The organism is Halorubrum sp. CBA1229, assembly GCF_003721435.2.
Taxonomy (GTDB): Archaea; Halobacteriota; Halobacteria; order Halobacteriales; family Haloferacaceae; genus Halorubrum.
Genome location: NZ_CP054585.1, coordinates 1,783,200 through 1,808,137, shown reverse-complemented (window position 1 = coordinate 1,808,137; position 24,938 = coordinate 1,783,200). Strand labels below are relative to the sequence as shown.

25 protein-coding genes are annotated in these 24,938 nt (G+C 69.1%); 10 read left to right on the top strand and 15 right to left on the bottom strand.

The genetic code is table 11. The features are described 5' to 3' along the window. Positions 1–14: 14 nt before the first annotated feature. Genes Hrr1229_RS08955 through pyrH form a run of 3 tightly spaced genes read right to left on the bottom strand, consistent with a single transcriptional unit; the run spans position 15 to position 2,797 of the window. On the bottom strand, positions 15–305 hold the full coding sequence (locus Hrr1229_RS08955) for a hypothetical protein (protein WP_123113222.1): 291 nt from the start codon (positions 303–305) through the stop codon (positions 15–17). Beyond that, the gene (lysS, locus tag Hrr1229_RS08950) at positions 306–2,075 is read right to left on the bottom strand and encodes a lysine--tRNA ligase (RefSeq protein ID WP_123113223.1); all 1,770 of its coding nucleotides are present in this window, start codon (positions 2,073–2,075) and stop codon (positions 306–308) included. Then, positions 2,072–2,797 (bottom strand): UMP kinase, encoded by a 726-nt coding sequence (gene pyrH, locus Hrr1229_RS08945; protein ID WP_123113224.1) that lies wholly within the window; start codon positions 2,795–2,797, stop codon positions 2,072–2,074. The genes lysS and pyrH overlap by 4 nt, the downstream gene beginning before the upstream one ends. A gap of 174 nt (positions 2,798–2,971) precedes the next feature. Here pyrH and Hrr1229_RS08940 point away from each other — a divergent pair, with 174 nt between their 5' ends. The 3 genes from Hrr1229_RS08940 to Hrr1229_RS08930 all read left to right on the top strand — a co-directional run bounded on the left by Hrr1229_RS08940 (position 2,972) and on the right by Hrr1229_RS08930 (position 5,954). Continuing rightward, complete coding sequence (locus tag Hrr1229_RS08940) at positions 2,972–3,823, top strand: molybdopterin synthase (RefSeq protein WP_123113225.1); 852 nt, start codon at positions 2,972–2,974, stop codon at positions 3,821–3,823. Between the two features lie 463 nt (positions 3,824–4,286). Further along, on the top strand, positions 4,287–4,547 hold the full coding sequence (locus Hrr1229_RS08935) for a hypothetical protein (protein WP_123113226.1): 261 nt from the start codon (positions 4,287–4,289) through the stop codon (positions 4,545–4,547). A gap of 255 nt (positions 4,548–4,802) precedes the next feature. Further along, on the top strand, positions 4,803–5,954 hold the full coding sequence (locus Hrr1229_RS08930) for a site-2 protease family protein (protein ID WP_123113227.1): 1,152 nt from the start codon (positions 4,803–4,805) through the stop codon (positions 5,952–5,954). An 18-nt stretch (positions 5,955–5,972) separates the two neighbouring features. On the opposite strand, the gene Hrr1229_RS08925 is transcribed toward Hrr1229_RS08930, so the two are convergent. From Hrr1229_RS08925 to Hrr1229_RS08910, 4 genes are all read right to left on the bottom strand, one after another. Beyond that, the gene (locus Hrr1229_RS08925; protein ID WP_123113228.1) at positions 5,973–7,646 is read right to left on the bottom strand and encodes an AarF/ABC1/UbiB kinase family protein; all 1,674 of its coding nucleotides are present in this window, start codon (positions 7,644–7,646) and stop codon (positions 5,973–5,975) included. A 3-nt stretch (positions 7,647–7,649) separates the two neighbouring features. Continuing rightward, on the bottom strand, positions 7,650–8,066 hold the full coding sequence (locus tag Hrr1229_RS08920; protein WP_123113229.1) for an Hsp20/alpha crystallin family protein: 417 nt from the start codon (positions 8,064–8,066) through the stop codon (positions 7,650–7,652). Between the two features lie 65 nt (positions 8,067–8,131). Continuing rightward, entirely contained in the window at positions 8,132–8,869 is a 738-nt protein-coding gene (locus tag Hrr1229_RS08915; protein WP_123113230.1) for a DUF2391 domain-containing protein, read from the bottom strand. Between the two features lie 368 nt (positions 8,870–9,237). Next, positions 9,238–10,023, bottom strand: a complete 786-nt coding sequence (locus Hrr1229_RS08910; RefSeq protein ID WP_123113231.1) for an alpha/beta hydrolase — start codon at positions 10,021–10,023, stop codon at positions 9,238–9,240. A gap of 190 nt (positions 10,024–10,213) precedes the next feature. On the opposite strand from Hrr1229_RS08910, the gene Hrr1229_RS08905 reads away from it, so the two are divergent. Both Hrr1229_RS08905 and Hrr1229_RS08900 read left to right on the top strand, forming a co-directional pair. Then, positions 10,214–10,525: an Hsp20/alpha crystallin family protein gene (locus Hrr1229_RS08905; RefSeq protein ID WP_123113232.1), complete on the top strand. Its 312-nt coding sequence runs from the start codon at positions 10,214–10,216 to the stop codon at positions 10,523–10,525. Beyond that, complete coding sequence (locus Hrr1229_RS08900) at positions 10,522–12,789, top strand: CDC48 family AAA ATPase (protein WP_123113233.1); 2,268 nt, start codon at positions 10,522–10,524, stop codon at positions 12,787–12,789. Before Hrr1229_RS08905 ends, Hrr1229_RS08900 begins: the two co-directional genes overlap by 4 nt. 67 nt (positions 12,790–12,856) lie before the next feature. Here Hrr1229_RS08900 and Hrr1229_RS08895 read toward each other — a convergent pair whose 3' ends face one another. Further along, positions 12,857–13,096 (bottom strand): hypothetical protein, encoded by a 240-nt coding sequence (locus tag Hrr1229_RS08895; RefSeq protein WP_123113234.1) that lies wholly within the window; start codon positions 13,094–13,096, stop codon positions 12,857–12,859. A gap of 428 nt (positions 13,097–13,524) precedes the next feature. On the opposite strand from Hrr1229_RS08895, the gene Hrr1229_RS08890 reads away from it, so the two are divergent. Next, positions 13,525–16,677, top strand: a complete 3,153-nt coding sequence (locus Hrr1229_RS08890) for an adenosylcobalamin-dependent ribonucleoside-diphosphate reductase (RefSeq protein ID WP_123113235.1) — start codon at positions 13,525–13,527, stop codon at positions 16,675–16,677. Positions 16,678–17,322: 645 nt separating this feature from the next. On the opposite strand, the gene Hrr1229_RS08885 is transcribed toward Hrr1229_RS08890, so the two are convergent. The 4 genes from Hrr1229_RS08885 to Hrr1229_RS08870 all read right to left on the bottom strand — a co-directional run bounded on the left by Hrr1229_RS08885 (position 17,323) and on the right by Hrr1229_RS08870 (position 19,405). After that, the gene (locus Hrr1229_RS08885) at positions 17,323–17,781 is read right to left on the bottom strand and encodes a hypothetical protein (protein WP_123113236.1); all 459 of its coding nucleotides are present in this window, start codon (positions 17,779–17,781) and stop codon (positions 17,323–17,325) included. A gap of 113 nt (positions 17,782–17,894) precedes the next feature. After that, the gene (locus Hrr1229_RS08880; RefSeq protein WP_176329388.1) at positions 17,895–18,050 is read right to left on the bottom strand and encodes a hypothetical protein; all 156 of its coding nucleotides are present in this window, start codon (positions 18,048–18,050) and stop codon (positions 17,895–17,897) included. 117 nt (positions 18,051–18,167) lie between these two features. Beyond that, positions 18,168–19,142: an aldo/keto reductase gene (locus tag Hrr1229_RS08875; RefSeq protein WP_123113237.1), complete on the bottom strand. Its 975-nt coding sequence runs from the start codon at positions 19,140–19,142 to the stop codon at positions 18,168–18,170. Between the two features lie 65 nt (positions 19,143–19,207). After that, entirely contained in the window at positions 19,208–19,405 is a 198-nt protein-coding gene (locus Hrr1229_RS08870; protein ID WP_123113238.1) for a hypothetical protein, read from the bottom strand. Positions 19,406–19,505: 100 nt separating this feature from the next. On the opposite strand from Hrr1229_RS08870, the gene Hrr1229_RS08865 reads away from it, so the two are divergent. After that, positions 19,506–21,224, top strand: coding sequence for a cryptochrome/photolyase family protein (locus tag Hrr1229_RS08865; RefSeq protein WP_123113239.1), 1,719 nt, complete (start codon positions 19,506–19,508; stop codon positions 21,222–21,224). Between the two features lie 44 nt (positions 21,225–21,268). Here Hrr1229_RS08865 and Hrr1229_RS08860 read toward each other — a convergent pair whose 3' ends face one another. Both Hrr1229_RS08860 and Hrr1229_RS08855 read right to left on the bottom strand, forming a co-directional pair. Beyond that, complete coding sequence (locus tag Hrr1229_RS08860) at positions 21,269–21,514, bottom strand: hypothetical protein (RefSeq protein ID WP_123113240.1); 246 nt, start codon at positions 21,512–21,514, stop codon at positions 21,269–21,271. Between the two features lie 93 nt (positions 21,515–21,607). Then, a complete protein-coding gene (locus Hrr1229_RS08855) occupies positions 21,608–21,787 on the bottom strand; it encodes a hypothetical protein (protein WP_123113241.1) in 180 nt (59 codons plus the stop codon). A 92-nt stretch (positions 21,788–21,879) separates the two neighbouring features. Between Hrr1229_RS08855 and eif1A the strand changes: the two genes are divergently transcribed. Both eif1A and Hrr1229_RS08845 read left to right on the top strand, forming a co-directional pair. Then, on the top strand, positions 21,880–22,170 hold the full coding sequence (gene eif1A, locus Hrr1229_RS08850) for a translation initiation factor eIF-1A (RefSeq protein ID WP_123113242.1): 291 nt from the start codon (positions 21,880–21,882) through the stop codon (positions 22,168–22,170). A gap of 128 nt (positions 22,171–22,298) precedes the next feature. Beyond that, positions 22,299–23,204 carry a RimK family alpha-L-glutamate ligase gene (locus Hrr1229_RS08845; RefSeq protein ID WP_123113243.1) on the top strand — a complete coding sequence of 302 codons (906 nt, stop codon included), beginning with the start codon at positions 22,299–22,301 and terminating at the stop codon, positions 23,202–23,204. Between the two features lie 16 nt (positions 23,205–23,220). Here the strand turns inward: Hrr1229_RS08845 and Hrr1229_RS08840 are convergent, their stop codons facing one another. Beyond that, the gene (locus tag Hrr1229_RS08840) at positions 23,221–23,598 is read right to left on the bottom strand and encodes an Hsp20/alpha crystallin family protein (RefSeq protein WP_094521978.1); all 378 of its coding nucleotides are present in this window, start codon (positions 23,596–23,598) and stop codon (positions 23,221–23,223) included. A 207-nt stretch (positions 23,599–23,805) separates the two neighbouring features. Here Hrr1229_RS08840 and gap point away from each other — a divergent pair, with 207 nt between their 5' ends. After that, positions 23,806–24,858 carry a type I glyceraldehyde-3-phosphate dehydrogenase gene (gene gap, locus Hrr1229_RS08835; protein WP_123113244.1) on the top strand — a complete coding sequence of 351 codons (1,053 nt, stop codon included), beginning with the start codon at positions 23,806–23,808 and terminating at the stop codon, positions 24,856–24,858. Positions 24,859–24,938 lie beyond the last annotated feature (80 nt).

Genomic DNA, 24,938 nt, shown 5'->3' with positions numbered 1-24,938 from the left:
AAATCTAATCGCGGTCACCACTCCTTGCAGGCGGCGCAAACGAGGTCGCCGCCGGCGAACCACCGCCGCGCGGCCCGCTCGCCGCACCGGTCGCAGGCGGCGCCGCCGGTCGTCCATGTGGCGGTCGGGACCGCCGAGTCGGCGTTGACCGGTTCGTCGACACCGTCGACCGCGTCGTCCCCGCCGTCGACCGTCTCGTCGGCGTTGTCCCGCCCCCCGCCGTCGACCGTCTCGTCGGCGTCGTCCCGCCCCCCGCCGGCCTCCGAGCCGACGGCGAACTCGTCCAGCGAGCGGTCCTCGGACATCTACGCCTCCCGTCGGAGCCGCGCCACGACGTAGTCGCGCTCCAGTTCGCCGAGGAACTCGCCGAGGCGCGGCCCCTGCGTGTCGTCGAAGAAGAGCCGGTAGCCGGCCGCGAAGAAGTCGCCGACGTCGACGTCGTGTGCGCGCGCCGTCTCGTACATCTCCGCCTGGATCGCGTCACCGTCGTTGCCCGCGGCGACGAAGTCGGCGAGGTCGTCGAGCGCGGCGGCCACGTCGTCGTCGAACTCGGCGTCCGGCAGGTCGGTCTGGAGCCGGTAGTCGTACTCGTTGCCGGTGCGCTCGGCCCAGTTCCGCGCCTTCTCGACGCGGGCGAGCGCGGCCTCGACGACCTCCGAGGAGGCGTCTTCGGGGATGTGGCCCTCGTCGCGGGCGAGCCGCTCGCGGAAGTCGGGGTCGTCGACCATGCCGAGGACGGCCGCGAACGTGTACGGGAGCCGGACCGGCTTCTCCGTCGGCGGGTCGTCGGCGCGACCAACGACGAACGGGTAGGCGCGCTCGGCGAAGGCGGTCAGGTCCTCGTCGTCGACCTCGCCGAAGTACGCGCGCTCGAAGCGGTCGAACCGGTCGACGAGCTGGTCGAGCCGCTCGATGTCGAGGTCGCGAGCCTTTTTCGGGTGGAGCGCGAAGAAGTACCGGAGCACCTCGGGTTCGAGCAGTTCGAGCAGTTCCGGCACGGTGACGACGTTGCCCGCGGACGAGGAGAGCGGCTCCCCGTTGAGCGTGAACCACTCGTACACCATCGGAACGGGCGGTTCGATGCCGAAGACGTTGCGCGCGACGTCGACGCCGGACGGCCAGGACCCCTCCGCGTGGTCCTTGCCGAACGGCTCGAAGTCGACGCCGAGCACGTCCCACTGGCCGGGCCACTCCAAGCGCCACGGGAGCTTCCCCTCGCGGAACGTCGCGGTCCCTTCGTGGCCGCAGCCCTCGATCACCTCGTCGCCGACCTCCATGTCGGTGCAGGCGTAGTCGACGGTCTCCGCCTCGAGGTCGACCGCCGTGACCGTCTCCGTGACCTTGCCGCACTCCGCGCAGACCGGGTTAAAGGGGACGTACTCGTCGTCGACCTTGTCTTGGTACTCGGAGAGCACCTCGCGGACGCCATCGAGGTCGGAGAGGACCGTTCGGGTCGCGTCGTCGAAGTCGCCGTCCGCGTACAGCTCGGTGTTCGAGATCATCTCGACCGGGACCCCCAGTCGCTCGGCGTCCGCCTGCAGGAGGGCGGCGAAGTGGGCCGCGTACGACTCGCGCTCGCCGAACGGGTCCGGGATCGCGGTGTACGGCTTCCCGAGGTTGCGGCCGAGCGCGCCCGCGTCGACCTCGCCGAGACCGACGATCTCGCCGTCGGCGTTCGCCAGCTTCCGCGGGAGCTTCCGGAGGGGGTCCTTGTCGTCGGAGGTGAACACCTGCCGGACCTCGCGGCCGCGCTCGCGCAGCACCGCGGCGACGAAGTACCCACGCATGATCTCGTTGAAGTTGCCGAGGTGCGCGACCCCCGACGGGGAGACGCCGCCCTTGATCACGATCGGCTCGTCGGGGTCTCGGGCCTCGATCTCGTCGGCGATCACATCGGCCCAGAAGGCGCGGAAGCCGGCGTCGCCGGCCCCTCGGTCGTCGCCGTCGGCGGCGTCCTCGTCCGCTCCCGCGGCGCCCGCGGCGTCCCGCGCCTGCTCGGAGAGGATGTGCGGGGAGTCGTCTGGCGGACCGGCGGCATCGTCCTCGCCGGCGTCAGCGTCGCGGTCGGCGCTCACGCGTCGCTCGCCCCCGTCCAGTAGGTCGGCTCGTCGGTTCCCGTCGGGACCACGTCGGTCCCGGTGTGCTCGCCGCGGAGGACGGCGTCGACGACGGCGTTCGGCTCCGTGCCGTCGAGGACGATGGAGCGGATCCCCGCCCGGTCGATCAGCTTGGCCGCGAGCAGGTCCACCGGGGCCGAGGCGCCGGCATTCCGACTCATCGGGAGCACGATGTCGACGAGCTCGGCCGGTGACATCGAGCCAAACTGCGTCGCGTCCGGGTCGACGTTGGGGTCGGCGTCGTACACGCCGTTCGCGCTCGTCGCGTACACGAGCAGGTCGGCGTCGACGGACTCGGCGAAGGCGGCGGCGACCGCGTCGGTCGTCTGTCCGGGGGTAACGCCGCCCATCACCGACACCTCGCCCCGCCGGAGGGCTGCGGCCGCCTCGTCGTACCCCGTCGCCGGCGAGAGGTTCGCGCGGCCGTCGAGCGCGGCGATCAGCAGGCGGGCGTTGAGCCGGGTGGTGCCGATGCCGAGCTGGTCGAGCTCGACCTCGTTGGCGCCGAGGTCGCGCGCCGTCTCGATGTAGTCGCGCGCGACGCCCCCGCCGCCGACGACGACCCCGACCTCGCAGCCGTCGGCGGCGATCCGCTCGATCGCTTCGGCGTACGCGGCCACCCGGTCGGGGTCGAGATCGGGCGCGAGCACGCTCCCGCCGATAGAAACGACGACTCTCATTACCGTCGCATACCCCTGTCGCGCTCTTAAGGATTATCAAGCCCGGACGGCCCGAGGCCCGAGCCGTCCCGGTCGAGGACGCCCCGAGTCCCCGGCCGCCGCGATCGCGGACGAACCGGGCCACCGACGGCGTCGGCGGGAAACGCCTAAGCCGCTCGCACCCCGCCCTCGGGTATGCAACCGATATCGATCGTGGGCCCCGGCGCGCCGGACCTGGCGGCGGCGCTCGCCGACCGGCTCGACGGGCGAATCGCCGTCGTGAACCGCGCGAGCGACGATCTCGGCGAGGCGCACGCGAGCGACGAGGCCACCGACGGCGGCGTCGCAGTCGAGGCGCCGGCTGACCGCACCGACGCCGACACCGCGGTGAGCCTCGGAGCGGACGGCGAGTGGACCGGCCGCGGGAGCGTCGACGGCCTCGACGCGTTCCTCGACGGGCTCGCGCCCGACCACGACTACCTCGTCGCCGTCGGCGACTCCCGGCTGCGCGTGCCGACGGTCCTGCTCGGGACGGACGCGGACCGGGAGGACGTGCCCGGAACGGTGATCGCGGCGGCGGACGCGCCTGCGGACGTCGACCTCGACCGGCTCGTCGCCGACCTCGATGCCGCCGAGCCCTGGATCACGCGCGAGGCTCTCGTGCGACGCGTCGAGGCGTCGGCGAACGCGGACCGCGCGGGCGCGATCGCGACGTTCACCGGGCGGGTCCGGGCGCGCGACGCGCCGGACGACGACCGCACCACCCACCTGGCCTTCGAGAAGTACGAGGGCGTCGCCGCGGAGCGCATGGACGCCGTCGCGGCCGAGCTGACCGAGCGCGACGGCGTGTTCGACGTCCGGATGCACCACCGGACGGGCGTGATCGAGGCGGGCGAGGACATCGTCTTCGTCGTCGTCCTAGCGGGGCACCGACGGGAGGCGTTCCGGACCGTCGAGGACGGGATCGACCGGCTGAAAGACGAGGTGCCGATCTTCAAGAAGGAGGCCACCGAGGCGGAGGAGTTCTGGGTCCACCGGCGCGAGTAAACTACCCCACCCGACTCGCTCGCTCTGCTCGCTCCTTGAGGTCGGAGGCTCCACGTTGTATTATGCTGACTCCGCCCCGTGTCCCTTCGCGGACGCGGGTCGCACCGCCCCGGAAACGGGATCGACACGCGGTACGACGCGGGCGATCGGGAAGCAAATCGGCACCGCCTCGCGCGCGCACCGACCGATGAACGGCGGCCGATCGGTCGTTTACCGGCAACAAATTCTTGATCATTCGCCGCCGACGCGTTCGCCGAACCGGAATACGGGGCGGAGATCTCCTCGCACCGTAAACGTTTCAAAACGGATTATAAAACTTCTGCGGCGATCTAAAACGTTTGTAAACAGTCCGTCAGACACGTTTTAGCACCCGAGGTCGGCCTGAAACGCCATGAAAGCCACTGAACACCGTCCAACGGTCTCACCTTTATAACATCCTCCGGGGACAAGCAGGGAGTGTACCATGAGCGCGACTGCGAATCCCTCCGCGAACGCGAACCCCACCGACGACCTCAGCAAGGAAGAGCGGCTGAAGCGGTACCTGCTCGACCGCGCCGAGGACGGCGAGATGTATTTCAAGGGGAAGTTCATCGCCGACGACGTCGACCTCTCGCCGAAGGAGATCGGCGCCCTGATGGTGAAGCTCCGCGACTCCGCGACGGAGCTCACCGTCGAGAAGTGGTCGTACACGGGCGCGACGACCTGGCGCATCGAGCCCGCCTGACGAGCGTCGATCCGATCTGATACCGACCGTCCATCCCGTCTGACGACGAGAAACCACGCGCTCTCGCGCGTCCCCGCTTTCTCTCCGTGAACGCGTCCCCCGCCGGGGGTCGGCGTTCTCCGAACCGCTCCGCCGACGAGCAGCGCCGGCCGGCGGCGTTCGCGGAATCGACAGCGCGTCCGGCCGCGGCGACCCTCGGGTGCCGCGTTCCCCGGCGACGCGGGGTTTATACTCGCCGACCAGTTACGACCGACGATGTCAGAACACGAGGACGGGGAGCCGTCGGCGGGGTCCGACGCCCCGCGTCCGGAGCCGCTGCGGACGTTCTTCCGAGTGGACGAGATCCGTCGGGAGGACGGGCGCATCCGGTACGTCGGCGAGTCGTACGTCCCGGAGCGCACCCTGCTTCGGAAGCTGGTCCCGCCGTTCCGGGACGCCGGCTACGACGTCGACCTCGAGGCCGACGGCGACGGTCACGTCGTCGTCGCGACCCCCTTCAGTCAGGGACGCGAGGGGGTCCCGTGGCTCAACGTCGCCCTGTTCGCGGCGACGGTGTGTACCACCCTGTTCGTCGGCGCGTACGGGTGGTACTACGTCGGCTGGGAGGAGATCGCCGCGAACCCGTTGACGATGCTGCGGGCGTGGCCGTTCACCGCGGCCGTGCTCGGCGTCCTGATGACCCACGAGCTCGGGCACTACGCCGCCGGCCGGTACCACGGGGTCAGCGTCTCGCTCCCGTACGTCATCCCGTTCGTCTTCCCGTTCGGCACGCTCGGGGCGGTGATCCGGATGCGCGGGCGGATGCCCTCCCGGAAGGTGCTGTTCGATATCGGCGCCGCCGGGCCGATCGCGGGGCTCGTCGCGACCGTGGTCGTCACCGTCATCGGCCTCTCGCTCGACCCGATCCGCGTCCCGGCGGAGCTCGCGAACGCCTCGGGGACGATGATCCGCTTCAACAACCCGCCGCTGCTGGACATCATCGCCGGCCTCATCGGCCAGCCGACCGGGTACGAGGACCCGCGCCTCACGGCGCACCCGGTGGTGATCGGCGGCTGGGTCGGGATGTTCTTCACCCTTCTGAACCTCCTGCCCGTCGGCCAGCTCGACGGCGGCCACATCGTCCGCGCGATGGTCGGCCCGCGACAGGAGACGATCGCGGCGCTCGTCCCCGGCGCGCTCTTCTCGATCGCCGCGTACCTCTACTTCTGGCGCGGCCTCGGGATCGACGAGTCGGTCGGGCTGTGGGGGTTCTGGGGCGTGTTCGCGCTCGTGATCGCCTTCAACGGCCCGGCGAACCCGGCGGACGAGGAGTGGATCGGCTGGCCGCGGCTCGCCGTCGGCCTCGCGACGTTCGCGCTCGGGGCGCTCTGCTTCCTCCTCGTCCCGATTCAGGTCATCTCCGGCTGATCGCCGGGCGACCCGGGGCTAGTCCTCGCGCCGCTGTTTCATCCCCTGTCTGGTGAACTGAGGCGTGGTCCGGAGGCCGCGCTTCTTCCGGAACGAACGGTAGAGCGCGATCGCGAGCGGGACCGCCAAGAGGAGGACGATCCCCGCGAGCCGCCACGCGTCGGCGAACGAGTAGAGGATCGTCGCGGAGAGGACGCCCACCGCGAGCAGCACCGAGTAGGCGATCCGCATCGCGAGCTTGTCGAGGACGTTCGAGTCGTCCTCGATCGTGACATCGACGTGGAGGTCGCCGCGGTTCGCCCGTTCGAGGAAGTCGTCGGCCTTCGGCGGGACCGTGAACAGCGCCTCCGTGGTGCGCTGGACCTGGCGGCCGGCGTCCTCGGCGAGGTCGCGGGCGGTCTGCTCGTAGTACCCCTCGTCTCTCAGGTACTCCGTCGCCGTCGAGATGAAGTCGAACTCGGGGTCGAGGGTGACGCAGACCCCCTCGACGACGGTCGCGACGCGCAACACGAGCGCGAGGTTCGGCGGGAGCCGAAGAGGGAACTCGTAGATGGTCGACTCCACCTGCTCGATGATCTGGTTCACCTGGTACTGCTCGATATCCTCGCCGCTGGCGTCGGCGATAGCGAGTTCCATCACGTTGCCCATCACCTCGCGGTCGGCCTCCGGCGAGAGCGTCCCCATGTCGATCAGCGTGTCGAGGATGCTGTCGATGTCCTGTCGGGCCACGGCGACGTAGAACTCGACGATCTTCTCCTGAATGAACGGGTCCACGCGCCCGGACATCCCGAAATCGTAGAAGATCACGGCGCCGTCGTCGTCGACGGCGAGGTTTCCGGGGTGCGGGTCGGCGTGGAACACGCCGTCGTCGATGATCATCTGGAGGTACACCTCTTGGAGCGTCTCGGCGATAGCGTTGCGGTCGAACCCAGCCTCGTCGAGCTCGTCGATCCGGTTGATCTTCACTCCCGGGATGTACTGCATCGTGAGCACGCGGGGACCGGACACCTCCTCGTAGGCGGTCGGGATCCGGATCCGGTCGTTGCCCTCGAAGTTGCCGCGGATCTCCTCGAGCATCTCGCGCTCGCGCTTGTAGTCCATCTCCTCGCGGATCGTCTTCGCGAACTCGTCGGCGAGATTCTCCAGCGAGAACGCCCGGCCGCTGCCGATGAACCGCCTGACGATGGGGATCGACCAGCGGATCGTCCGGAGGTCGGCCTCGACGAGCGACTCGATCCCCGGTCGGCGGACCTTCACGGCGACGTCGTTCCCCTCGTAGCGGGCGGTGTACACCTGCCCGAGGCTCGCGCCGCTTATCGGGTCGCGGTCGAAGTCGTCGAACGTCTCGTCGACGGGGCCGAACTCGTCTTCGAGGACGACCTTCGACTCCTCCCACGGGGCCGGCGGCACGTCGTCTTGGAGCCCCTCTAACACGTCGATGTACGCCGGGGGGAGGATGTCCGGCCGGGTCGAGAGGATCTGCCCGAGCTTGATGAACGTCGGACCGAGGGTGAGCAGGATATCGAGGAGGACCGCGGCGCGCTCGCGCTGGGTCTCCGCGTCGACGTCGCGGCCGCCGCCGAAGAGGAGGAAGCGCTTCCGGTCCCGCCAGTAGGCGACGATCAGCGGCGAGAACCGCCGGATAACCACGAAGAACCGCCAGTAGGCGCGAAGGTTGACCAGCGTGATCACCCGTCAGGCGTCGGTTTCGTCGGCGGAGCCGTCGGCGGCGCCCCCGTTGTCGGCATCGCCCTCGTCGGCGTCGTCGACCGGGATGGTCCGGGAGACGTCGCCGGTCCGCTTCGGGATCGTGACCTCGAGCACCCCGCGGTCGATCTCGGCGTCCGCCCCGCTCCCGTCGGCGTCGCCCGGGAGCGGGAGCTCCGCGTCGAGGAACAGGGGTCGGTCCTCGCTGACGTAGCGGAACCCCTCGGGAACGCTCTTGTCGCGGCGCCCCTCGATGACGATCCGACCGTCCTCGGCGAGGACCTCAGTCGTCTCCGCGGTCGCGCCGGGGAGGTCGACGACGAGGACGTACCCGTCGTCCGACTCGAGCAGATCCGCGAACACCGCGTCCGGGAGGTCCCGGAGCGCGTCACGTAACGCTGACATGTACACGAGTACGGTCGCCGCGGCGAAAAAGGTGTGGAAAGGGGGAGTCGACGACGGTCGGCGAGTCAGTCCCTGCGGTCGAAGTCCAAGTCGAGGTCGTTGATGTCCGCCCCCTGCGACTCGCCCGGGAGGATGTCGCCGAGGCTCGCACCGAACGCGCCCCCGGCCCAGACCACCGCCACGCGCGAGACGCGCTCGAGCGACGACGGGTCCCCCTCGTGGAGGCGTCCCCAGAGGAGCAGCATGAACACGGACGTGCAAAGCGAGACGAGAAGTATCCCCGCGTACCGGCGCGGGATGACCCCGAGGATCGGGTGACTGATCTCGATCTGCCGGAAGTCCGCGAAGTACAGCAGTCCGGCGGTCATGACCAGCACGAACCCCACGTGAGCGAGGAGGAAGACGGGAACGCCGCCCGGCCGCACCGCGGCGAACCACGCCGCGATCTCGAAGACGCCGCCCTCGACGAGCAGCGGGAGCGCGAAGAGCACCGCACCGACGAACGCCTCGGCCATGTCCCGGGAGGTGTACTTCGTGATCCGAGTCCTGAACGCCGAACTGCCGGGCATCCGCTCAACGAGCGAGATGGTCTGGCGCACCTTCTCGCGCTCGTGTCCCTCGTCGACGGTGTCGCTCAGGGCGTCGAGCTTCGCGAGCAGGTCGTTGATGTCGGGGTTCTCGGGACCGTGGGGGCCGTTCGCGGGAGTTCCTTCCCCGCCGTCGTCGACCCGGCTCGCCGCCCGGTCCGCGTCGGAAGGCGGACCCGATCCGACGGACCGTCGTCCCGAGTCGTCGCCGTCCATGGGCGATCGGTCGGCGTGGGCGTCGCAAAAGCGTATCGGCGGCGACATGACCGCGTTTCGATGGGCGGCGCGGTCGGGGTTCGGCGGGCAGCGCCACGACGGGACCGCCGAGGTCCCGTCGAAGCGGCGAATCGTTTATATATCGTTGGGTGGTAACACGTACCACGAGGTGAGTACCGACGACATCGAGGACCAGATATCCAGTCATCGACCGTCGAGCGGTACCGCGCGACTATAACTGTCCGATCCACTCGTTCCGGTGCGGGGCGTCCCCCCTCGACCCGAACTCCACGCCCCGCCACCGTCGACTCCGGGCGCGCCGATCGCGGATTCGACCCCCTGGTCAGCGGGCCCGGCCCTGCCGGTCGCTACCCTGATCCCTCCGAGCGGCACGCGAGGAACGTCGAGAGCACCGCGTTGAACGCCGCGGGGCGTTCGAGCATCGCGAGGTGCGCGGCGCCCTCGACCGTCGCGCGCTCGCAGTCGTCGATTTCGTCCGCGAGGTAGTCGTGGTACTCCGGCGGGGTGAGCGCGTCGTGCTCGCCGACGACCGCGAGCGACGGCGCCGCGACCTCGTCCAAGCGGTCGCGGACGTCGAACGCGTGGCAGGTCCGGAAGTCGCGCTCGGTGACGGCGCGGCCGCACTCCCGCATGCCGGCGCGCGAGAGCTCGACGTACTCCGCGGGCGGGTCGTGGAAGAGGCGGTCGGGCTGGTGGAGCAGGTCGATCGACCGGTCGAAGTCGGTCGCGAGCGCGTCCAACAGCGGCTCGGCGACCGCGAGCTTCGCGCCCGTGCCCGCGAGGACGAGTCCGTCGAGGTCCCGGTCGCGGTCCAAGGCGACCCGCAGTGCCACGGCGCCGCCGAGCGAGTTGCCACAGAGGACCGTCGCGCCGGTCTCCGCGGCCACCGCGACGACGTCGTCCGCGTAGGCGTCGAGCGTCGCGGGCCCGGCCGGCGTCTCCACGTCGTCGCTGTCGCCGTGTCCGGACAGGTCAAGCGCGACGGTCGGGAACCGATCGCTCAGGCGCGCCTGCGCCTTCCAGACGTCCTTGCTCCCGCCGCTCCCGTGGACGAAACACACCGTCGGGCCGTCGCCGCCGCGGTCGGAGACCCGGTACGCGGTGTCGCGGCCGTCGTGGGTGACCCGCTTCATACTCCTCCTCCCGGGCGGGAGTTTATAAACGTCCGGCGGCCTCGCCGGCCGCCGCGCCGGGAGGAGCAGCGACCGGATCCGGCCCTCGACGACCCCGAACCGCAACACCACCGATGCGCCCCGTGAAATCTCACGTCATGCGATTTTTAGCGATTAGTTTAAATACTCTCGCGCCTAACTTGTAGTTAGCATGAATCACCAACAGACCCGATCGACCGGCGACGGTCCGCTGCTCCGCCGGTTCGAGTACGAGGACGGGTGGATCGTCGCCGCCGATCTGGGCGCCGACGCCGCAAACGTGAGCGTCGACGCGGTCGGCGAGACGGCGATCGTCGTCGTCGAGGGCGACGGCGAGCCGGTCGAGTCGGAGTTCGAACTGCCGGGGCCGGCCGCGTCGACCGCGGTCGCGAACGGCGTGATCACGGTCGAAGGCGGCACGATTGAGGACGACACGGCCGAGGACGACGTGACTGAGGACGACACGACGGAGGGCGAGCGATGAAGCTCACCGTCAGACCCCTCAAGCAGAAGGACGCCGGGCGCCGCCTCGCGGCGATCGACCGCGTCGCGGCCGAGGAGCTCGGGCTCTCCGGCGGCGACATCGTCCGCGTCGAGGGCTCGGACGGGGCCGCGATCGCCCGCGTCTGGCCCGGCTACCCCGAGGACGACGGAAGCGGCGTCGTGCGCATCGACGGGCGGCTCCGCCAGGAGGCGGGCGTCGGGATCGACGACCGCGTGACCGTCGAATCGGTCGACGTCTCCCGCGCGGAGTCCGTCACGATCGCCTTCCCGAGCCAGCTCCGCGTGCGCGGGCAGATCGCCCCGTTCATCCGCGACAAGCTCTCCGGCCAGCCGGTGACCGAGGGCCAGACGATCCGCACGTCGATGGGCTTCGGCCTGATGGGCGGCCAGTCGCAGGCGGTGCCGATGAAGGTCGCCTCGACCACCCCGTCGGGGACGGTCGTCATCACCGACGACACCGAGATCGAGATCTCCGAGGTCCCCGCCGAGGAGCTCGCCGAGCGGAGCGGAAGCGGCGAGGGAGCCAGCGAGGGCCCGGACGTCGCCTACGAGGACATCGGCGGGCTCGACAGCGAGCTCGAGCAGGTCCGCGAGATGATCGAGCTGCCGATGCGGCACCCGGAGCTGTTCAAGCGGCTCGGCATCGACCCGCCGAAGGGCGTCCTGCTCCACGGTCCGCCGGGCACGGGGAAGACGCTGATCGCGAAGGCCGTCGCCAACGAGATCGACGCCAGCTTCCACAACATCTCCGGCCCGGAGATCATGTCGAAGTACTACGGCGAGAGCGAGGAGCAGCTCCGCGAGATCTTCGAGGAGGCCTCGGAGGAGGCGCCCTCGATCATCTTCATGGACGAGCTCGACTCGATCGCGCCTAAACGGGAGGAGGCCGGCGGCGACGTCGAACGGCGCGTCGTGGCCCAGCTGCTCTCGCTGATGGACGGGTTAGAGGAGCGCGGCGAGGTCGTCGTCATCGGGGCGACGAACCGCGTCGACGCCATCGACCCCGCGCTCCGGCGCGGCGGGCGCTTCGACCGCGAGATCGAGGTCGGCGTCCCCGACCGCGACGGCCGCAAGGAGATCCTGCAGGTCCACACGCGGAACATGCCGCTCGTTGACGGGATCGACTTAGACGAGTACGCGGAGAACACCCACGGCTTCGTCGGGGCCGACCTCGAGTCGCTCGCGAAGGAGTCCGCGATGCACGCGCTGCGCCGGATCCGGCCCGAGCTCGACTTGGAGAGCGACGAGATCGACGCCGACGTCCTGAACTCCATCCAGGTCACCGAGAGCGACTTCAAGGAGGCGATGAAGGGCATCGAACCTTCCGCGCTCCGCGAGGTGTTCGTCGAGGTCCCGGACGTCTCCTGGGACCAGGTCGGCGGTCTGGAGGGGACCAAAGAGCGGCTCCGCGAGACGATCCAGTGGCCGCTGGAGTACCCCGAGGTGTTCGAGGAGCTCGACATGCAGGCCGCCAAGGGCGTCCTGATGTACGGCCCGCCGGGCACGGGGAAGACCCTGCTCGCGAAGGCCGTCGCCAACGAGGCGGAGTCGAACTTCATCTCGATCAAGGGTCCGGAGCTGCTGAACAAGTACGTGGGCGAGTCCGAGAAGGGCGTCCGCGAGGTGTTCAGCAAGGCCCGCGAGAACGCGCCGACGATCGTGTTCTTCGACGAGATCGACTCGATCGCGACCGAGCGCGGCAAGAACTCCGGCGACTCCGGCGTCGGCGAACGCGTCGTCTCCCAGCTGCTGACGGAGCTCGACGGGCTCGAGTCGCTGGAGGACGTGGTCGTCATCGCGACGACGAACCGCCCGGACCTCATCGACTCGGCGCTGCTCCGGCCCGGCCGCCTGGACCGCCACGTGCACGTGCCCGTGCCGGACGAGGAGGCCCGGCGGAAGATCCTGGAGGTCCACACCCGGGACAAGCCGCTGGCCGACGACGTCGACCTCGACGCGCTCGCCCGGAAGACGGACGGGTACGTCGGGGCCGACCTCGAGGCGGTGGCCCGCGAGGCGTCGATGAACGCCTCCCGGGAGTTCATCGGCAGCGTCTCGCGCGAGGAGGTCGGCGAGTCCGTCGGCAACGTCCGCGTGACGATGCAGCACTTCGAGAACGCGCTCGACGAGGTGAACCCGAGCGTCACCCCCGAGACGCGGGAGCGCTACGAGGAGATCGAAAAGCAGTTCAAGCGGTCGGAGGTCGACCGCACCGACGCCGAGCCCGGCGCGGCGTTCCAGTAAGGCCCGGATCGGCGCGGCGTTCCGGTAAGGCCCGGACCGGGCGTCGGCGAACCGCCGGCGTCGTTTTTTATATAATCCCGATCGTCGACAGGAGGAAGAACGCGGCGACGAGGACGATTCCGATCGTGACCAGTCGCCACGCGAGCTTCAGCACGAACTTGCCGACGACGATAACGATCGCGACGGCGACCAAGGCGACGAGGAGCTGTCCCGCCTGACTGGCTAAGAGCCCCGCCTGAAGCGGGAGCGACGATACCCAGGCGGCGAGTGAAGCGGTCATGTCCGGGCCCACGAGCACGTCCGGCATAAGCTTGTGGGGAGGAGACGCAATCTGTCGGTTATTGAAATCTGATAGGTGTGTCGGCAAATACTGCGACGAAGGGACAGGAGCGTCACGGACCCGACCGCTGAGACCGCGGTAACACGGAGCACAACGCTAAAAATCGGGGGTGAGGAACCCCCCTTTTGTTCCGGTGGGAGGACCGATCTATCTGACGATTTGGCGCCGAAGAGATCAGTTTCACTCTGGTCTGGCTACGCTTATGTGTCCGGAACACGTGCAGTTTGAACGTAATCGAATCCGGCGTCAGACACGCGGACCGGGAATTACATACCGAATCGAACAGGTAGCCACCTATCCGGGCCGGGAGCGGAACACAAAAGGGCCTGCTGCGACAGTACGTAGACACCATATATGAGCCAGAACGCACGTCAACCGAGCGGGGTGGCCGTCGAATGAGCAGCGACGGCGTCGCCGCCGACGAACTCGAACTGCCGATCAAACGAACCACAGGCGACACGATGGAGGAGCGCCTCACCGCCAACGCCTACCACAACATCCTGCCTGCGCGGTACCTCCGGAAGAACGCGGACGGCGAGACGATCGAGAACCCCGAGGAGCTGTTCGACCGCGTCGCGCGCAACGTCGCGCTCGCGGAGGCGGTCTTCGAGGCCGAGAAGCAGGACGTCGAGGTCACGGTCACGCCCGACCAGCTGAAGCCCGACCACCCGCGGCGCGACGAGCTCGCCGAGGAGGTCTTCGGCGCGGGCACGACCGCCAAGGACGACGCGGAGGCGACGCTCACGGCGCACAACGTCAACAAGTTCGCGTACGACACCGTCGTCCCCGAGCTCCCCGAGAGCGTGCGCGAGCACGTCGAGGCGACCGCAGACCGGTTCCGCGACGGGATGGAGCGGCTCTCCTTCATGCCGAACTCGCCGACGCTGATGAACGCGGGCGACGAGCTCCAGCAGCTCTCCGCCTGCTTCGTCGACTCCCCGGACGACGACATCACCGACATCCACCAGACCGCCAAGGAGGCGGCCGAGGTGTTCCAGTCCGGCGGCGGCATGGGGTACGCGTTCTGGAAGCTCCGCCCCTACGGCGACTCGGTCGGCTCGACGGGCGGGATCGCCTCCGGGCCGATCACGTTCATGCGGACGTTCGACCAGATGTGCGAGACGATCGCGCAGGGCGGCGCGCGCCGCGGCGCCCAGATGGGCGTCATGCGCGTCTCGCACCCGGACGTCATCCAGTTCATCCACTCGAAGAACAAGGACGTCTCGCTGGCGCACTCGCTGCGCCTGAACGACCCCGACGACTTCACGCACAACTCCTTCGCGGACGCCTTAGAGGAGGCCCGCGACCTCATCGACGAGGACGGGCGGGTGCCCGAACACCTCCGCAACGCCGTGGAGGGCCACCTGTCGAACTTCAACATCAGCGTCGGCGTCACCGACGACTTCATGGAGGCGCTGTACAACGACGAGGAGTTCACCTTCACCAACCCGCGCACGGAGGAGCCGCACATCGCGACCCCCGAGACGAAGGAGATCTACGACATGTTCGGCCTCGGCGAGCACGTCGAGGTCGGCGAGGAGCTCTCGATCCCGGCCCAAGAGCTGTGGGACGACATGATCGAGGGCGCCCACGAGAACGGCGAACCGGGCGTCATCTACCTCGAACGCGTGAACAAGGAGCACTCCTTCGATACGAAGGAACACCCGGACCACCGGATCCTCGCGACGAACCCCTGCGGCGAGCAGCCGTTAGAGGAGTACGAGGCGTGTAACCTCGGTCATATCAACCTCTCGACGCTCGCGGCGCAGGACGCCCCGGACTGGCGCGTCTGGTCCGACGAGCACGCCGACGAGTACGCGTCGAAGGAGGCCGCCATGTCGGCCTTCCTCGAGGAGGCGATCGACTTCGAGGAGTTCGACGAGCGGATCGACTACGGCACCCGCTTCCTCGAGAACGTCGTGACGATGTCGGACTTCCCGGTCGACAAGATCGAGCAGAAGGTCCGCGACATGCGGAAGATCGGACTGGGGGTCATGGGGCTCGCCCAGCTGTACATCCAGCTCGGCATCCAGTACGGCACCGAGGAGGGCAACGAGGTCGCCCGCCAGCTGATGACCCACATCAACCACGCGTCGAAGCAGACCTCCCACGAGCTCGCGCAGGAGCGCGGGACGTTCAACGACTGGGAGGAGTCGAAGTACGCGAACCCCACCGAGTACCGCGACTGGTTCGAGCACTACACCGGCCTCGACGCGGACGAGTGGGCGGACGGCTTCCCGATCCGCAACCACAACACGACGACGATCGCGCCCACGGGCACGACGTCGATGATCGGGAACACCACCGGCGGCTGCGAGCCAATCTACAACGTCGCCTACTACAAGAACGTCTCCGACGACGTCCAGGGCGACGAGATGCTCGTCGAGTTCGACGACTACTTCCTGCGCACCTTAGAGGAGAACGACGTCGACGTCGACGCCGTCAAGCGGGAGGCCCAAGAGCAGATGGCGGAAAACGAGTTCGACGGCGTGGACGGCCTGGAGACGGTGCCGGACGCGATCGGCGAGCTGTTCGTCGTCACCGGCGACCTCTCGGGCAAGCAGCACGCGGCGGTCCAGTGCGCCTGCCAGGAGGGCGTCGACTCCGCCATCTCGAAGACGTGTAACTTCCCGAACGACGCCACGGCCGAGGAGATGGAGGAGGTGTACCGCTACATCTACGACCACGGCGGGAAGGGCGTCACCGTCTACCGCGACGGCACCCGCTCGAAGCAGGTGCTCACGACGCGCGCGAAGAACACGGAGTTCGCCGACGAGAGCGAGGCGGCCGAGACGATCGTCGAGCAGATCGGCGAGGTGTTCGGCGGCGTCGAGGCGTTCCTCGAGAACGAGGACGTGCAGGCGGCGATCGACACGGAGATCGCGGACCTGCTCGAGGCGAGCGAGCAGCCGCGCATCGACTACAGCGAGCGCAGCCCGCGCCCCGACTCCCTGAACGGCGTCACCCAGCGCATCGAGACCGGGTACGGCAAGGTGTACGTCACCATCAACGAGGACGAGAACGGCCGGCCGTTCGAGCTGTTCGCGAACATCGGCCACTCCGGCGGCTACACCAACTCCTTCACGGAGGCGCTCGCGAAGGTCATCTCGACGGCGCTCCGCTCGGGCGTGGACCCCGAGGAGATCGTCGACGAGCTGCAGGGCACCCGGAGTCCGAAGGTCGCCTGGGACAAAGGCGAGCAGATCCAGTCGATCCCGGACGCGATCGGCACCGCGCTCCGGCGCTACCTCGACGACGAGATCGACAAGGGGATCCCGCAACAGCAGAGCCTCGACGACGTCGAGCGCGACCTGGCGAACGAGACGGCGAGCCAGACCGACGGCGGCGCGGTCGACGCGGGCGCGGCGACGGACGCCCCGAGCGGCCCCGGCCCGGCGGCCGAGGACGACGCGGCCGGCGCCGACGACGCGATGCAGGAGCTCATCGCGGCGGGCGAGTCGCCCGAGTGTCCCGACTGCGGCGGGATGAACCTCTACTACTCCGAGGGCTGCAAGACGTGCGAGTCGTGCGGCTGGTCGGAGTGTTAGACGCGGCGAGCTGTCGGTAACGAGCTATCGGCGCCGCGGTTTTTTCAACCGGTACGGAGCCGGAGGTGAGAGATAGCGGGAGTACGTGTGTCAATTCGGTCGATCGGTTGTTTATGAGTAAGCGACGGTGTCGCTGTCGGTTATTTATATACCGTTGACGACGCTTCGGTGAAGGCCTCCAAAGGCCCCGCCGCTCGGCTGCACGTCGTCGCAGTCGCTGGTGCAGCGAACATCTCCAAAGCCCCAGCCGTGAGGCGGACGCACGCTCGCTGCGCGCTTCAGTCGCTCACTTTGTTCGCTCCTTGCAGTGCTTACGTCGCCTGCGTCCGCCTCACGGCTGCCCCTTTGAATCCCACCCCACACCGAAACCACACCTCACACCTCCCCAGACTCGCGGTTCGCGCTCTCCGAGCGCTCACCGCGTCCCTCGCGGACTCCTCGCGGTCGCCGCCGGCGACCGCTCGGAGGCGCGCCACCGCCCCATCAGTTGATAAACGAGCATCGCCGTCCTCACGAGTTTTTAAATACCACACCACTGCCGCCGATCCGTGGCACTCGCCCCGGCGATCGATCGACGGACGAGCGTATCACTTCTGTACGTCGACAAACGGAACAGAATCGCGACTGCAGAGAACTACCGCCGCGTTAGTCGTCTTCGAGCGCCTGCGCGATGCGCTGGAGCTGACGGGTCGCGTCGCGGACCTCGTCGCGGAGCTGGCGCACCTCGCGCACGAGCTCCTCGTTGCCGACCTGGTCGCCGCCCTCCTCGCCGCGGCCGCCGGGACCGCCCGGACCGCCGCCCATCCCGGGCGGGCCGCCGGCGCCGCCGGGACCGCCGCCGCCCATCATGCCGGACATCATCTGCGCGAACGGGTTGCCGCCGCCACCGCCGCCCATCCCGGGCGGGCCGCCGCCACCGCCCATCATCTCCTCCGGATCGGGCCGGTCGCCCTCCTCGCGCTCCTGCTCGCGTCGCTCGCGGATCTCCTCGACGCGCTCGCGGAAGGACTTCTCCTCGTCGTCGCCGCCCTCGGCGTCCCCGCCGTCGGCTCCGGCGGCGCTGTCGCCCTGTTCCTCGGCGTCGTTGGTCTCGTCGTCTGCCATGGACATCGGTTCGGTAGCCCGGCCGAAAAGGGTTGTTGCTCCGGCTCTCGACGGTGCGTTTATATCGGGGGAACCGGCTCGGTGTCCGCTGCGCGGCCGCCTCCTCCCGGCCCTCAGGCCCGGACCGGCCGGTGACAGTTCGGACACTCGGTCGTCTCCGCGTCGCGGCCGACCGCCGGCACGCGGTTCCCGCAGTTCGGACACCGCGTCCGGGTGCGTGCGTACTCGGTGCTCGACGGGACGGGAGATTGATCGACATCGTCGCTCATAGAATCATGGCAACTACTAGCACATTAATAACTTGCCACTATATGCCTAAAACGTCATGAAGGCAATTAAAACGAGTGAGATATCTCGTACTGATGATCGTTCGTACACCGATCTCGTTACTCGTGACCGGAGACCCGAACCGGCTCGTACGGCTCCTCGAGCCACTCCAGATCCGAGGCGGACAGATCGATGTCGAGGGCCTCGACGGCGTCTTCCAAGTGCTCGACGCTGGTCGTGCCGACGATGGGCGTGTCGACCCACTCCTTGTGGAACAGCCACGCCAGCGCGATCTGGGCCATCTTCACGCCCTTCTCCGCGGCCAGTTCCGCGACGCGCGCGTTGACCACCGGACCGCCGCCCTCGCGGTAGGGGTGCTCGTAGAGGTGCTCCTCGGTCTCCCCGCGCAGCGTGGCGTCGACCTCCTCGTGCGGCCGGGTGAGGTAGCCGCGCGCGAGCGGGCTCCACGGCATCACGCCGATCCCCTCCTTCTCGCAGAGGGGGAGCATCTCGCGCTCCTCCTCGCGGTAGGCGAGGTTGTAGTGGTTCTGCATCGTGGCGAACCGCTCGTACCCCTCGCGCTCGCTCGCGTGGAGCGCCTCCGCGAACTGGTGGGCCCACATCGAGGAGCCGCCGACGTACCGCACGTCGCCGCGGCGGACGGCGTCGTCGAGCGCGGCGAGCGTCTCCTCGATCGGCGTGTCGTCGTCCCAGCGATGGATCTGATAGAGGTCGATCGTGTCCATGCCGAGCCGGTCGAGGCTGTGTTGCAGCTCCTGTTCGATCGCCTTCCGCGAGAGCCCGCCCGAGTTCGGGTTCGACTCGTCCATCTGGAAGTAGCCCTTCGTGGCGACGACGGTCTCCTCGCGGTGGCCCTCCAGCGCCTCGCCGAGGACGCGCTCCGACTCGCCGTTCGAGTACATGTTGGCGGTGTCGAAGAAGGTCACCCCGAGTTCGAGGGCGCGCTCGACGATCTCCTTCCCGTCCTCCTCGTCGAGGACCCACTCGCGCCAGTCCGGGTCGCCGAAGCTCATGCAGCCGAGACAGATCTTCGACACCGTCATTCCGGTGTCGCCGAGGGTGGTGTACTCCATACGGCGACCAGACGGACGCAGAGTAAAAAGGTATCCGCGCCGGCCGGGACCGCCGCGGGAGCGATCTACGCGTTGCGGAACGACGCCGTGTACACGAGGAACGCGCCCGTCAGGAGCACGAACGCCAGGAACGTCACGAGCGCGAGCACGTTCGCGACCGGGGCGAGCGGAGCGAGGAACGACTGCCCGGTCGAGTCGAGCACGAGCACGGCGAGGAGGGCAGCGATCAGACCGAGGAGCCAGTTCGTGAGTATTTCGTCCACGGTCTCCCCTCGTCGAGGCCGAATAAAAAGGGGGGTGTTGTGGCTCGGCCCCGACCGTCCGGCCCCCAGACCTACGTCGACCGCGCTCGTGTCGTGGTCCATGAGCGACGACGCCGTCCTCTGGCTGCTCGGCGATCAGCTCAACCCCGAGCTCGACGTCCTCGACGACGCCGACGAGGTGCTGCTGATCGAGGCGCACGGCTTCGCCGACCGGAAGCCGTACCACGCCCACAAGCTGACGCTCGTCTTCTCCGCGATGCGCCACTTCCGGGACGAGCTCCGCGAGCGCGGCCGCGACGTGACGTACCTGACGGCCGAGTCGTTCGGCGAGGGCCTCGAGGAGTTCCTGACCGACCGCTCCGACCCCGACCTCCGACTGATGCGCCCCGCGAGCCACGGCGCCGCCGAGCGCCTCCGCGAGCTCGTCGCCGAGCGAGGCGGGTCGCTGGAGCTGTTGGATAACGAGCTGTTCTGGACGACGCCGAGCGACTGGCGGGAGTGGGCGGGGAGTCCGGACGATGGGAGCGAGGGCGAGAGCGGGACGGAGTCGGTCCTCGACGAGGACGGCACCGCCGCCCGGAGCTACCGACAGGAGAGCTGGTACCGCCACGTCCGCCGCGAGACGGGCGTGCTGATGGACGGCGACGAGCCGGTCGGCGGCGAGTGGAACTACGACGACCTGAACCAAGAGACCCCGCCGGACGACTGGGAGCCGCCGGAGCGGCCGGGGTTCGAGCCCGACGAACTCACCCGAGAGACGCACGCGTGGGTCCGCGACCGGTTCGACACGTGGGGGGAGGACGCGCTGGACGGGTTCGCGTGGCCGGTCACCAGAGAGGAGGCCCGGGCCGCGCTCGACGCGTTCGTTCGGGAGCGGCTGCCGTCGTTCGGGCGGTACGAGGACGCGATGGTGACGGGGGAGCCGTTCCTCTCGCACTCCCTGCTCTCGGTCCCGATCAACCTCGGACTCCTCCACCCGCGCGAACCGGTCCGGGCGGTGGAGGCAGCCTACGAGCGGCGCGGGGTCGAGCCCGGCGGGTACGACCCCGACGACGACCCCGCGGCGGGCGGCGGTTCGGGGACGACGCTCGACGCGTTCGCGGAGGGCGGAACCGAGGGAGAGGACGGAGTCGGCGCGGGCGACAGCGGCGGCGACGACCGTCTCTCGGTTCCGCTGAACGCGGCCGAGGGGTTCATCAGGCAGGTGATCGGCTGGCGGGAGTTCACGCGACACGTCTACCGCGAGGCGATGCCGGCGCTGGCGGACGCGAATCAGCTGGATCAGTCGCGGGAGCTCCCGCCGGCGTACTGGGACGGGGACACGGAGATGCGGTGCCTCTCCGAGGCGGTCGACCACGTCCGCGAGTACGGGTACGCCCACCACATCGAGCGGCTGATGGTGCTGTCGAACTTCGCGCTGCTCTACGGCGCCGACCCCGCCGACGTGAACGAGTGGTTCCACCTCGGCTTCGTGGATGCGTACCACTGGGTGACGACGCCGAACGTCGTCGCGATGGGGTCGTTCGGGACCGACGTGCTCTCCTCGAAGCCGTACGCCGCCTCGGGGAGCTACGTGAACCGGATGAGCGACTACTGCGCGTCGTGCCCCTACGCCGTCTCCCGGACGACGGGCGAGGGCGCGTGCCCGTTCAACGCGCTCTACTGGGACTTCCTGAAGGACAAGGAGAAGACGCTCCGCGGCACCGGCCGGATGGGACTGATGTACTCGCACGTCGACGACAAAGACGACGCGGAGTGGGCCGCGATCCGCGAGCGGGCGGAGACGGTTCGGGACCTCGCGAAGCGCGGAGATTTATAAGCGATCGGCCGCGGGTCGCCGTCCCGGCGTTCGCCGTCGCGGTCCTACTCGCCGGCGGCGAGCCGCCGGAGGCGGGGGAGCGCCTGCTCGTACCCGAGCGCGACGATCCCGACGTACAGCGCGAGCAGCCCCATCCCGACCGCCCACGCGCCGAGCACGAGGTCGCCCGTGGAGGCCGCGGAGAGTCCGAACCGTTCAAGCAGGACGCCGATCACCGAGGCCGCGCCGGCCCCGACGACCACCGCGAGGAGCTCCGCCAGTTCGACCGCGACCGCGGGTGCGTCGACCATGATCGGTCCGGGGCGGCCGCCGGTTATCACTCTTTCGGGAGCGGCGCGAGAAGGGTCGGTCGGAGGAGCGAGCGGCGAGAGGGCAGAGAACGGCTACTTGAGGCCGAAGGTGCGCATCGCCGAGTCGGCGACGCCCTTCGCGATCAGTCCGAGCCCGGCCAGCAGGAGGGCGACCCCGCCGCCGACGACGGGGTCGTACGCGGTCAACAGGCCGACCGCGAGGAGGACGAGGGCGACGCCGACGAGGCCGGTGGGTCCGAGCGTGTCGCGCATACCCGCCGATCGCGCCCGTCGGTGTTTAAAAAGGACGCTTCCGCGCGGAGAGCGGCCCTTTTATTTCCGGGAACGCGTATCACCGCGTACGCATGAGCGACGGAGACGGCGACGGCCGAAACGACCTCCGGATGCCCGACGACGACGAGGTGTTCGCGGAGGTCGTCGAGATGCTCGGCGCGAACCGGGTCCGCGTCCGCTGTGCGGACGGGAAAGAGCGGACCGCGCGCATCCCCGGGCGGATGCAGAAGCGCGTCTGGATCCGCGAGGACGACATCGTCCTCGTTGAGCCGTGGGACTGGCAAGACGAGAAGGGCGACATCGCGTGGCGCTACGAGAAGAGCGAGGCGGAACAGCTCCGCGAGGAAGGCCACCTGGGGTAGCGCGAGCGCGGGTCGCGCCCGGATCGAATACCGTCGGCGTCACGGAAGCGGCGTCGGCGCCCGCGAGGTCGACGAGCGACCGTCGACCGCCGCACCGTTTTTAAGTCCGAACGGCCCCGAGCGAGCGTATGCTCCGGCTGGCGATGACGACCGACGCGGAGACGTTCGACCGGGTGCGCGAGCCGCTCGCGAGTCGCGGAATCGCCGTCGAGCACGTGCAGGCGAAGGAGCGGTCGCTCCGCGTCTCGGGCGGGGAGCGCGGCGAGGGCGGGAAGGAAAGCGACGGCGACGCCGAGTTCGACGGCTTCGACGTCGGCCTCGTCTACCCCTCGCGGCTCATGGAGGGCGCCGTCGTCGACGCGCGGCTGTCGGTCCCGTGGGTGAACGGCCGCGACGCCGTCCTCGCCTCCCGGAATAAGGCGGGCGCGCTCGCCGCGCTCGACGACGCCGGACTCCCGACGCCGCGGACGACGCTGGTGTCGAACCCCGTCGACGAGGCGGTCGTCACCGACGCCGTGTCGTCGTTCTCGTACCCCGTCGTCGTCAAGCCGAACTCCGCGACACGGGGCGTCGGCGTCGCGACCGCCGCCGACCTCGACTCCCTCCTCGGCGTCGTCGACTACCTGAACCTCGTCCACGACTACCGCGCGACCGGCGACAAGTCGTACCTGATCCAGGAGTTCCTCCCCGACGCGCGCGACTACCGCGCGATGGTCGTCGACGGCGCGTACGCCGGCGCGGTGCGCCGGGAACTCCCCGACGACGCCCGCGAGGCGGGCCGGTGGAAGCACAACGTCCACCGCGGCGCCGAGGCGACCGGCGTCGACCTCCCGGAGCGCGCTCGGGAGCTGGCCGAGCGGGCGGCCGACGTCCTCGGTATCGACTACCTCGGCGTCGACCTGCTCGCGACGGGCGACCGGCTCGTCGTCAACGAGACCAACGCGCGCCCGACAGTGGACGCGGCGACGAAGTATGAGCCCGATTTCTACGACCGGCTCGCGGAGCTCATCGAGCGGACGGCGGGGAGGAACTGACCGGAAACCGGAGCGCCTACTCGAGGTCGATCGACGCGGAGTCGTCGTCGCGGTCGAACGTGACCTCGAGGACGCCGTTGTTGAACGTCGCGTTCGCGGAGTGCTCGTCGACCGGGACGGGGAGGTCGACGGTCTCGTCGTACTCCCGCCGGTCGGAGGCCGCGGAGATGGTGAGCGCCTCGCCGTCGCACTGCAGGGAGAGCTCTTCCTTCGAGACGGCCGGGAGGTCGGCGACGAGCCGCACGCCGTCGTCGGTGGCGTACGCGTCCACGTGCGTCGCCGACCCGAAGCCGGCGTCCTCGGTGCCCGGTTCGCCGCCCGCCATCTCGTTCATCATCCGTTCGATCTCCTCGAAGAAATCGCCGAACGGATCGTCACGGTCGTCTCTATCCATACCTCACGTGAAGGCGGTGACGCCGATAAGCCTTCTGTCGGTCGCCGTATTGGCCGGCACGACGCGCCACTGTGCGGGGTCGATCCGCCGCCGTCGGTCGGGGAGCGCCGCCGACAGCCGACACCGTTCGTAACGAAATCGAACGATAGTGACTATCTCAGACCGACTCGGCCGGATTTAAGTATCTGCGGCTCGGCTTTTTCAAATATGAGTAAATCGTACCTCGATGCGGCGGACGACGTGAGCGACGACGAGGTCGTGCGGGTCGGTCTCAACGGGTTCGGTCGGATCGGACGGAACGTGTTCCGCGCGGTGCTGGAGGCGCCGCGGATCGAGCTCGTCGGCATCAACGACGTGATGGAGTTCAACGACATGGCGTACCTCGCGAAGTACGACACCGTCATGGGGCGGCTCGACGGCGTCGAGCGCGACGGCGACGCGCTGACGATCGGCGGCACCTCGGTCCCGCTGTACAACGTGCAGGACCCCGCGGACCTCCCGTGGGACGAGCTCGACGTCGACGTCGCCCTGGAGTGCACGGGCGTCTTCCGGACGCGCGAGGACGCGAGCGCGCACCTCGACGGCGGCGCGGACACCGTGATCATCTCGGCGCCGCCGAAGGGCGAGAAGCCGGTCAAGCAGCTCGTCTACGGCGTCAACCACGACGAGTACGACGGCGACGACGTGATCTCGAACGCCTCCTGTACGACGAACTCCATCACGCCGGTCGCGAAGGTGCTCGACGCGGAGTTCGGCATCGACGCCGGCACCCTCACCACCGTCCACGCCTACACCGGCTCGCAGGCGCTCATCGACGGCCCGAAGGCGAAGACGCGCCGCGGGCGCGCGGCCGCCGAGAACATCGTGCCGACCTCGACGGGCGCGGCCGGCGCGGCACAGAAGGTCCTCCCGCAGCTGGACGGGAAGATCGACGGGATGGCGATGCGCGTCCCGGTCGCGAGCGGCTCCATCACCGAGTTCGTCGTCAGCCTCGACGAGACCGTCACCGCGGAGGAGGTCAACGCCGCCTTCCGCGACGCAGCCGACTCCGGTCCGCTCGCGGGCGTGCTCGGCTACACCGACGACGAGGTCGTCTCCAGCGACATCGTCGGCCTCCCGTTCTCCAGCTACGTCGACCTGGGGTCGACGAACGTCATCGCCGGCGGGAAGCTCCTGAAGATCCTCACCTGGTACGACAACGAGTACGGCTTCTCGAACCGGATGCTCGACATGGCCGCGTACGTCCACGACGAGGCGTAAGCGGCGAGCGCGGTCGGTCCCATCCCGGAACGCCGCCGGGGTCGGTCTCCACCGGAACGCCGCCGCGGCCGAGGCTCCCG

Coding starts and splice junctions, on each gene's coding strand:
- Hrr1229_RS08955 (WP_123113222.1), bottom strand. CDS start 305: ATGTCCGAGGACCGCTCGCTGGACGAGTTCGCCGTCGGCTCGGAGGCC.
- pyrH (WP_123113224.1), bottom strand. CDS start 2,797: ATGAGAGTCGTCGTTTCTATCGGCGGGAGCGTGCTCGCGCCCGATCTC.
- Hrr1229_RS08940 (WP_123113225.1), top strand. CDS start 2,972: ATGCAACCGATATCGATCGTGGGCCCCGGCGCGCCGGACCTGGCGGCG.
- Hrr1229_RS08935 (WP_123113226.1), top strand. CDS start 4,287: ATGAGCGCGACTGCGAATCCCTCCGCGAACGCGAACCCCACCGACGAC.
- Hrr1229_RS08930 (WP_123113227.1), top strand. CDS start 4,803: ATGTCAGAACACGAGGACGGGGAGCCGTCGGCGGGGTCCGACGCCCCG.
- Hrr1229_RS08920 (WP_123113229.1), bottom strand. CDS start 8,066: ATGTCAGCGTTACGTGACGCGCTCCGGGACCTCCCGGACGCGGTGTTC.
- Hrr1229_RS08915 (WP_123113230.1), bottom strand. CDS start 8,869: ATGGACGGCGACGACTCGGGACGACGGTCCGTCGGATCGGGTCCGCCT.
- Hrr1229_RS08910 (WP_123113231.1), bottom strand. CDS start 10,023: ATGAAGCGGGTCACCCACGACGGCCGCGACACCGCGTACCGGGTCTCC.
- Hrr1229_RS08905 (WP_123113232.1), top strand. CDS start 10,214: ATGAATCACCAACAGACCCGATCGACCGGCGACGGTCCGCTGCTCCGC.
- Hrr1229_RS08900 (WP_123113233.1), top strand. CDS start 10,522: ATGAAGCTCACCGTCAGACCCCTCAAGCAGAAGGACGCCGGGCGCCGC.
- Hrr1229_RS08895 (WP_123113234.1), bottom strand. CDS start 13,096: ATGCCGGACGTGCTCGTGGGCCCGGACATGACCGCTTCACTCGCCGCC.
- Hrr1229_RS08890 (WP_123113235.1), top strand. CDS start 13,525: ATGAGCAGCGACGGCGTCGCCGCCGACGAACTCGAACTGCCGATCAAA.
- Hrr1229_RS08885 (WP_123113236.1), bottom strand. CDS start 17,781: ATGGCAGACGACGAGACCAACGACGCCGAGGAACAGGGCGACAGCGCC.
- Hrr1229_RS08880 (WP_176329388.1), bottom strand. CDS start 18,050: ATGAGCGACGATGTCGATCAATCTCCCGTCCCGTCGAGCACCGAGTAC.
- Hrr1229_RS08875 (WP_123113237.1), bottom strand. CDS start 19,142: ATGGAGTACACCACCCTCGGCGACACCGGAATGACGGTGTCGAAGATC.
- Hrr1229_RS08865 (WP_123113239.1), top strand. CDS start 19,506: ATGAGCGACGACGCCGTCCTCTGGCTGCTCGGCGATCAGCTCAACCCC.
- Hrr1229_RS08860 (WP_123113240.1), bottom strand. CDS start 21,514: ATGGTCGACGCACCCGCGGTCGCGGTCGAACTGGCGGAGCTCCTCGCG.
- Hrr1229_RS08855 (WP_123113241.1), bottom strand. CDS start 21,787: ATGCGCGACACGCTCGGACCCACCGGCCTCGTCGGCGTCGCCCTCGTC.
- eif1A (WP_123113242.1), top strand. CDS start 21,880: ATGAGCGACGGAGACGGCGACGGCCGAAACGACCTCCGGATGCCCGAC.
- Hrr1229_RS08845 (WP_123113243.1), top strand. CDS start 22,299: ATGCTCCGGCTGGCGATGACGACCGACGCGGAGACGTTCGACCGGGTG.
- Hrr1229_RS08840 (WP_094521978.1), bottom strand. CDS start 23,598: ATGGATAGAGACGACCGTGACGATCCGTTCGGCGATTTCTTCGAGGAG.
- gap (WP_123113244.1), top strand. CDS start 23,806: ATGAGTAAATCGTACCTCGATGCGGCGGACGACGTGAGCGACGACGAG.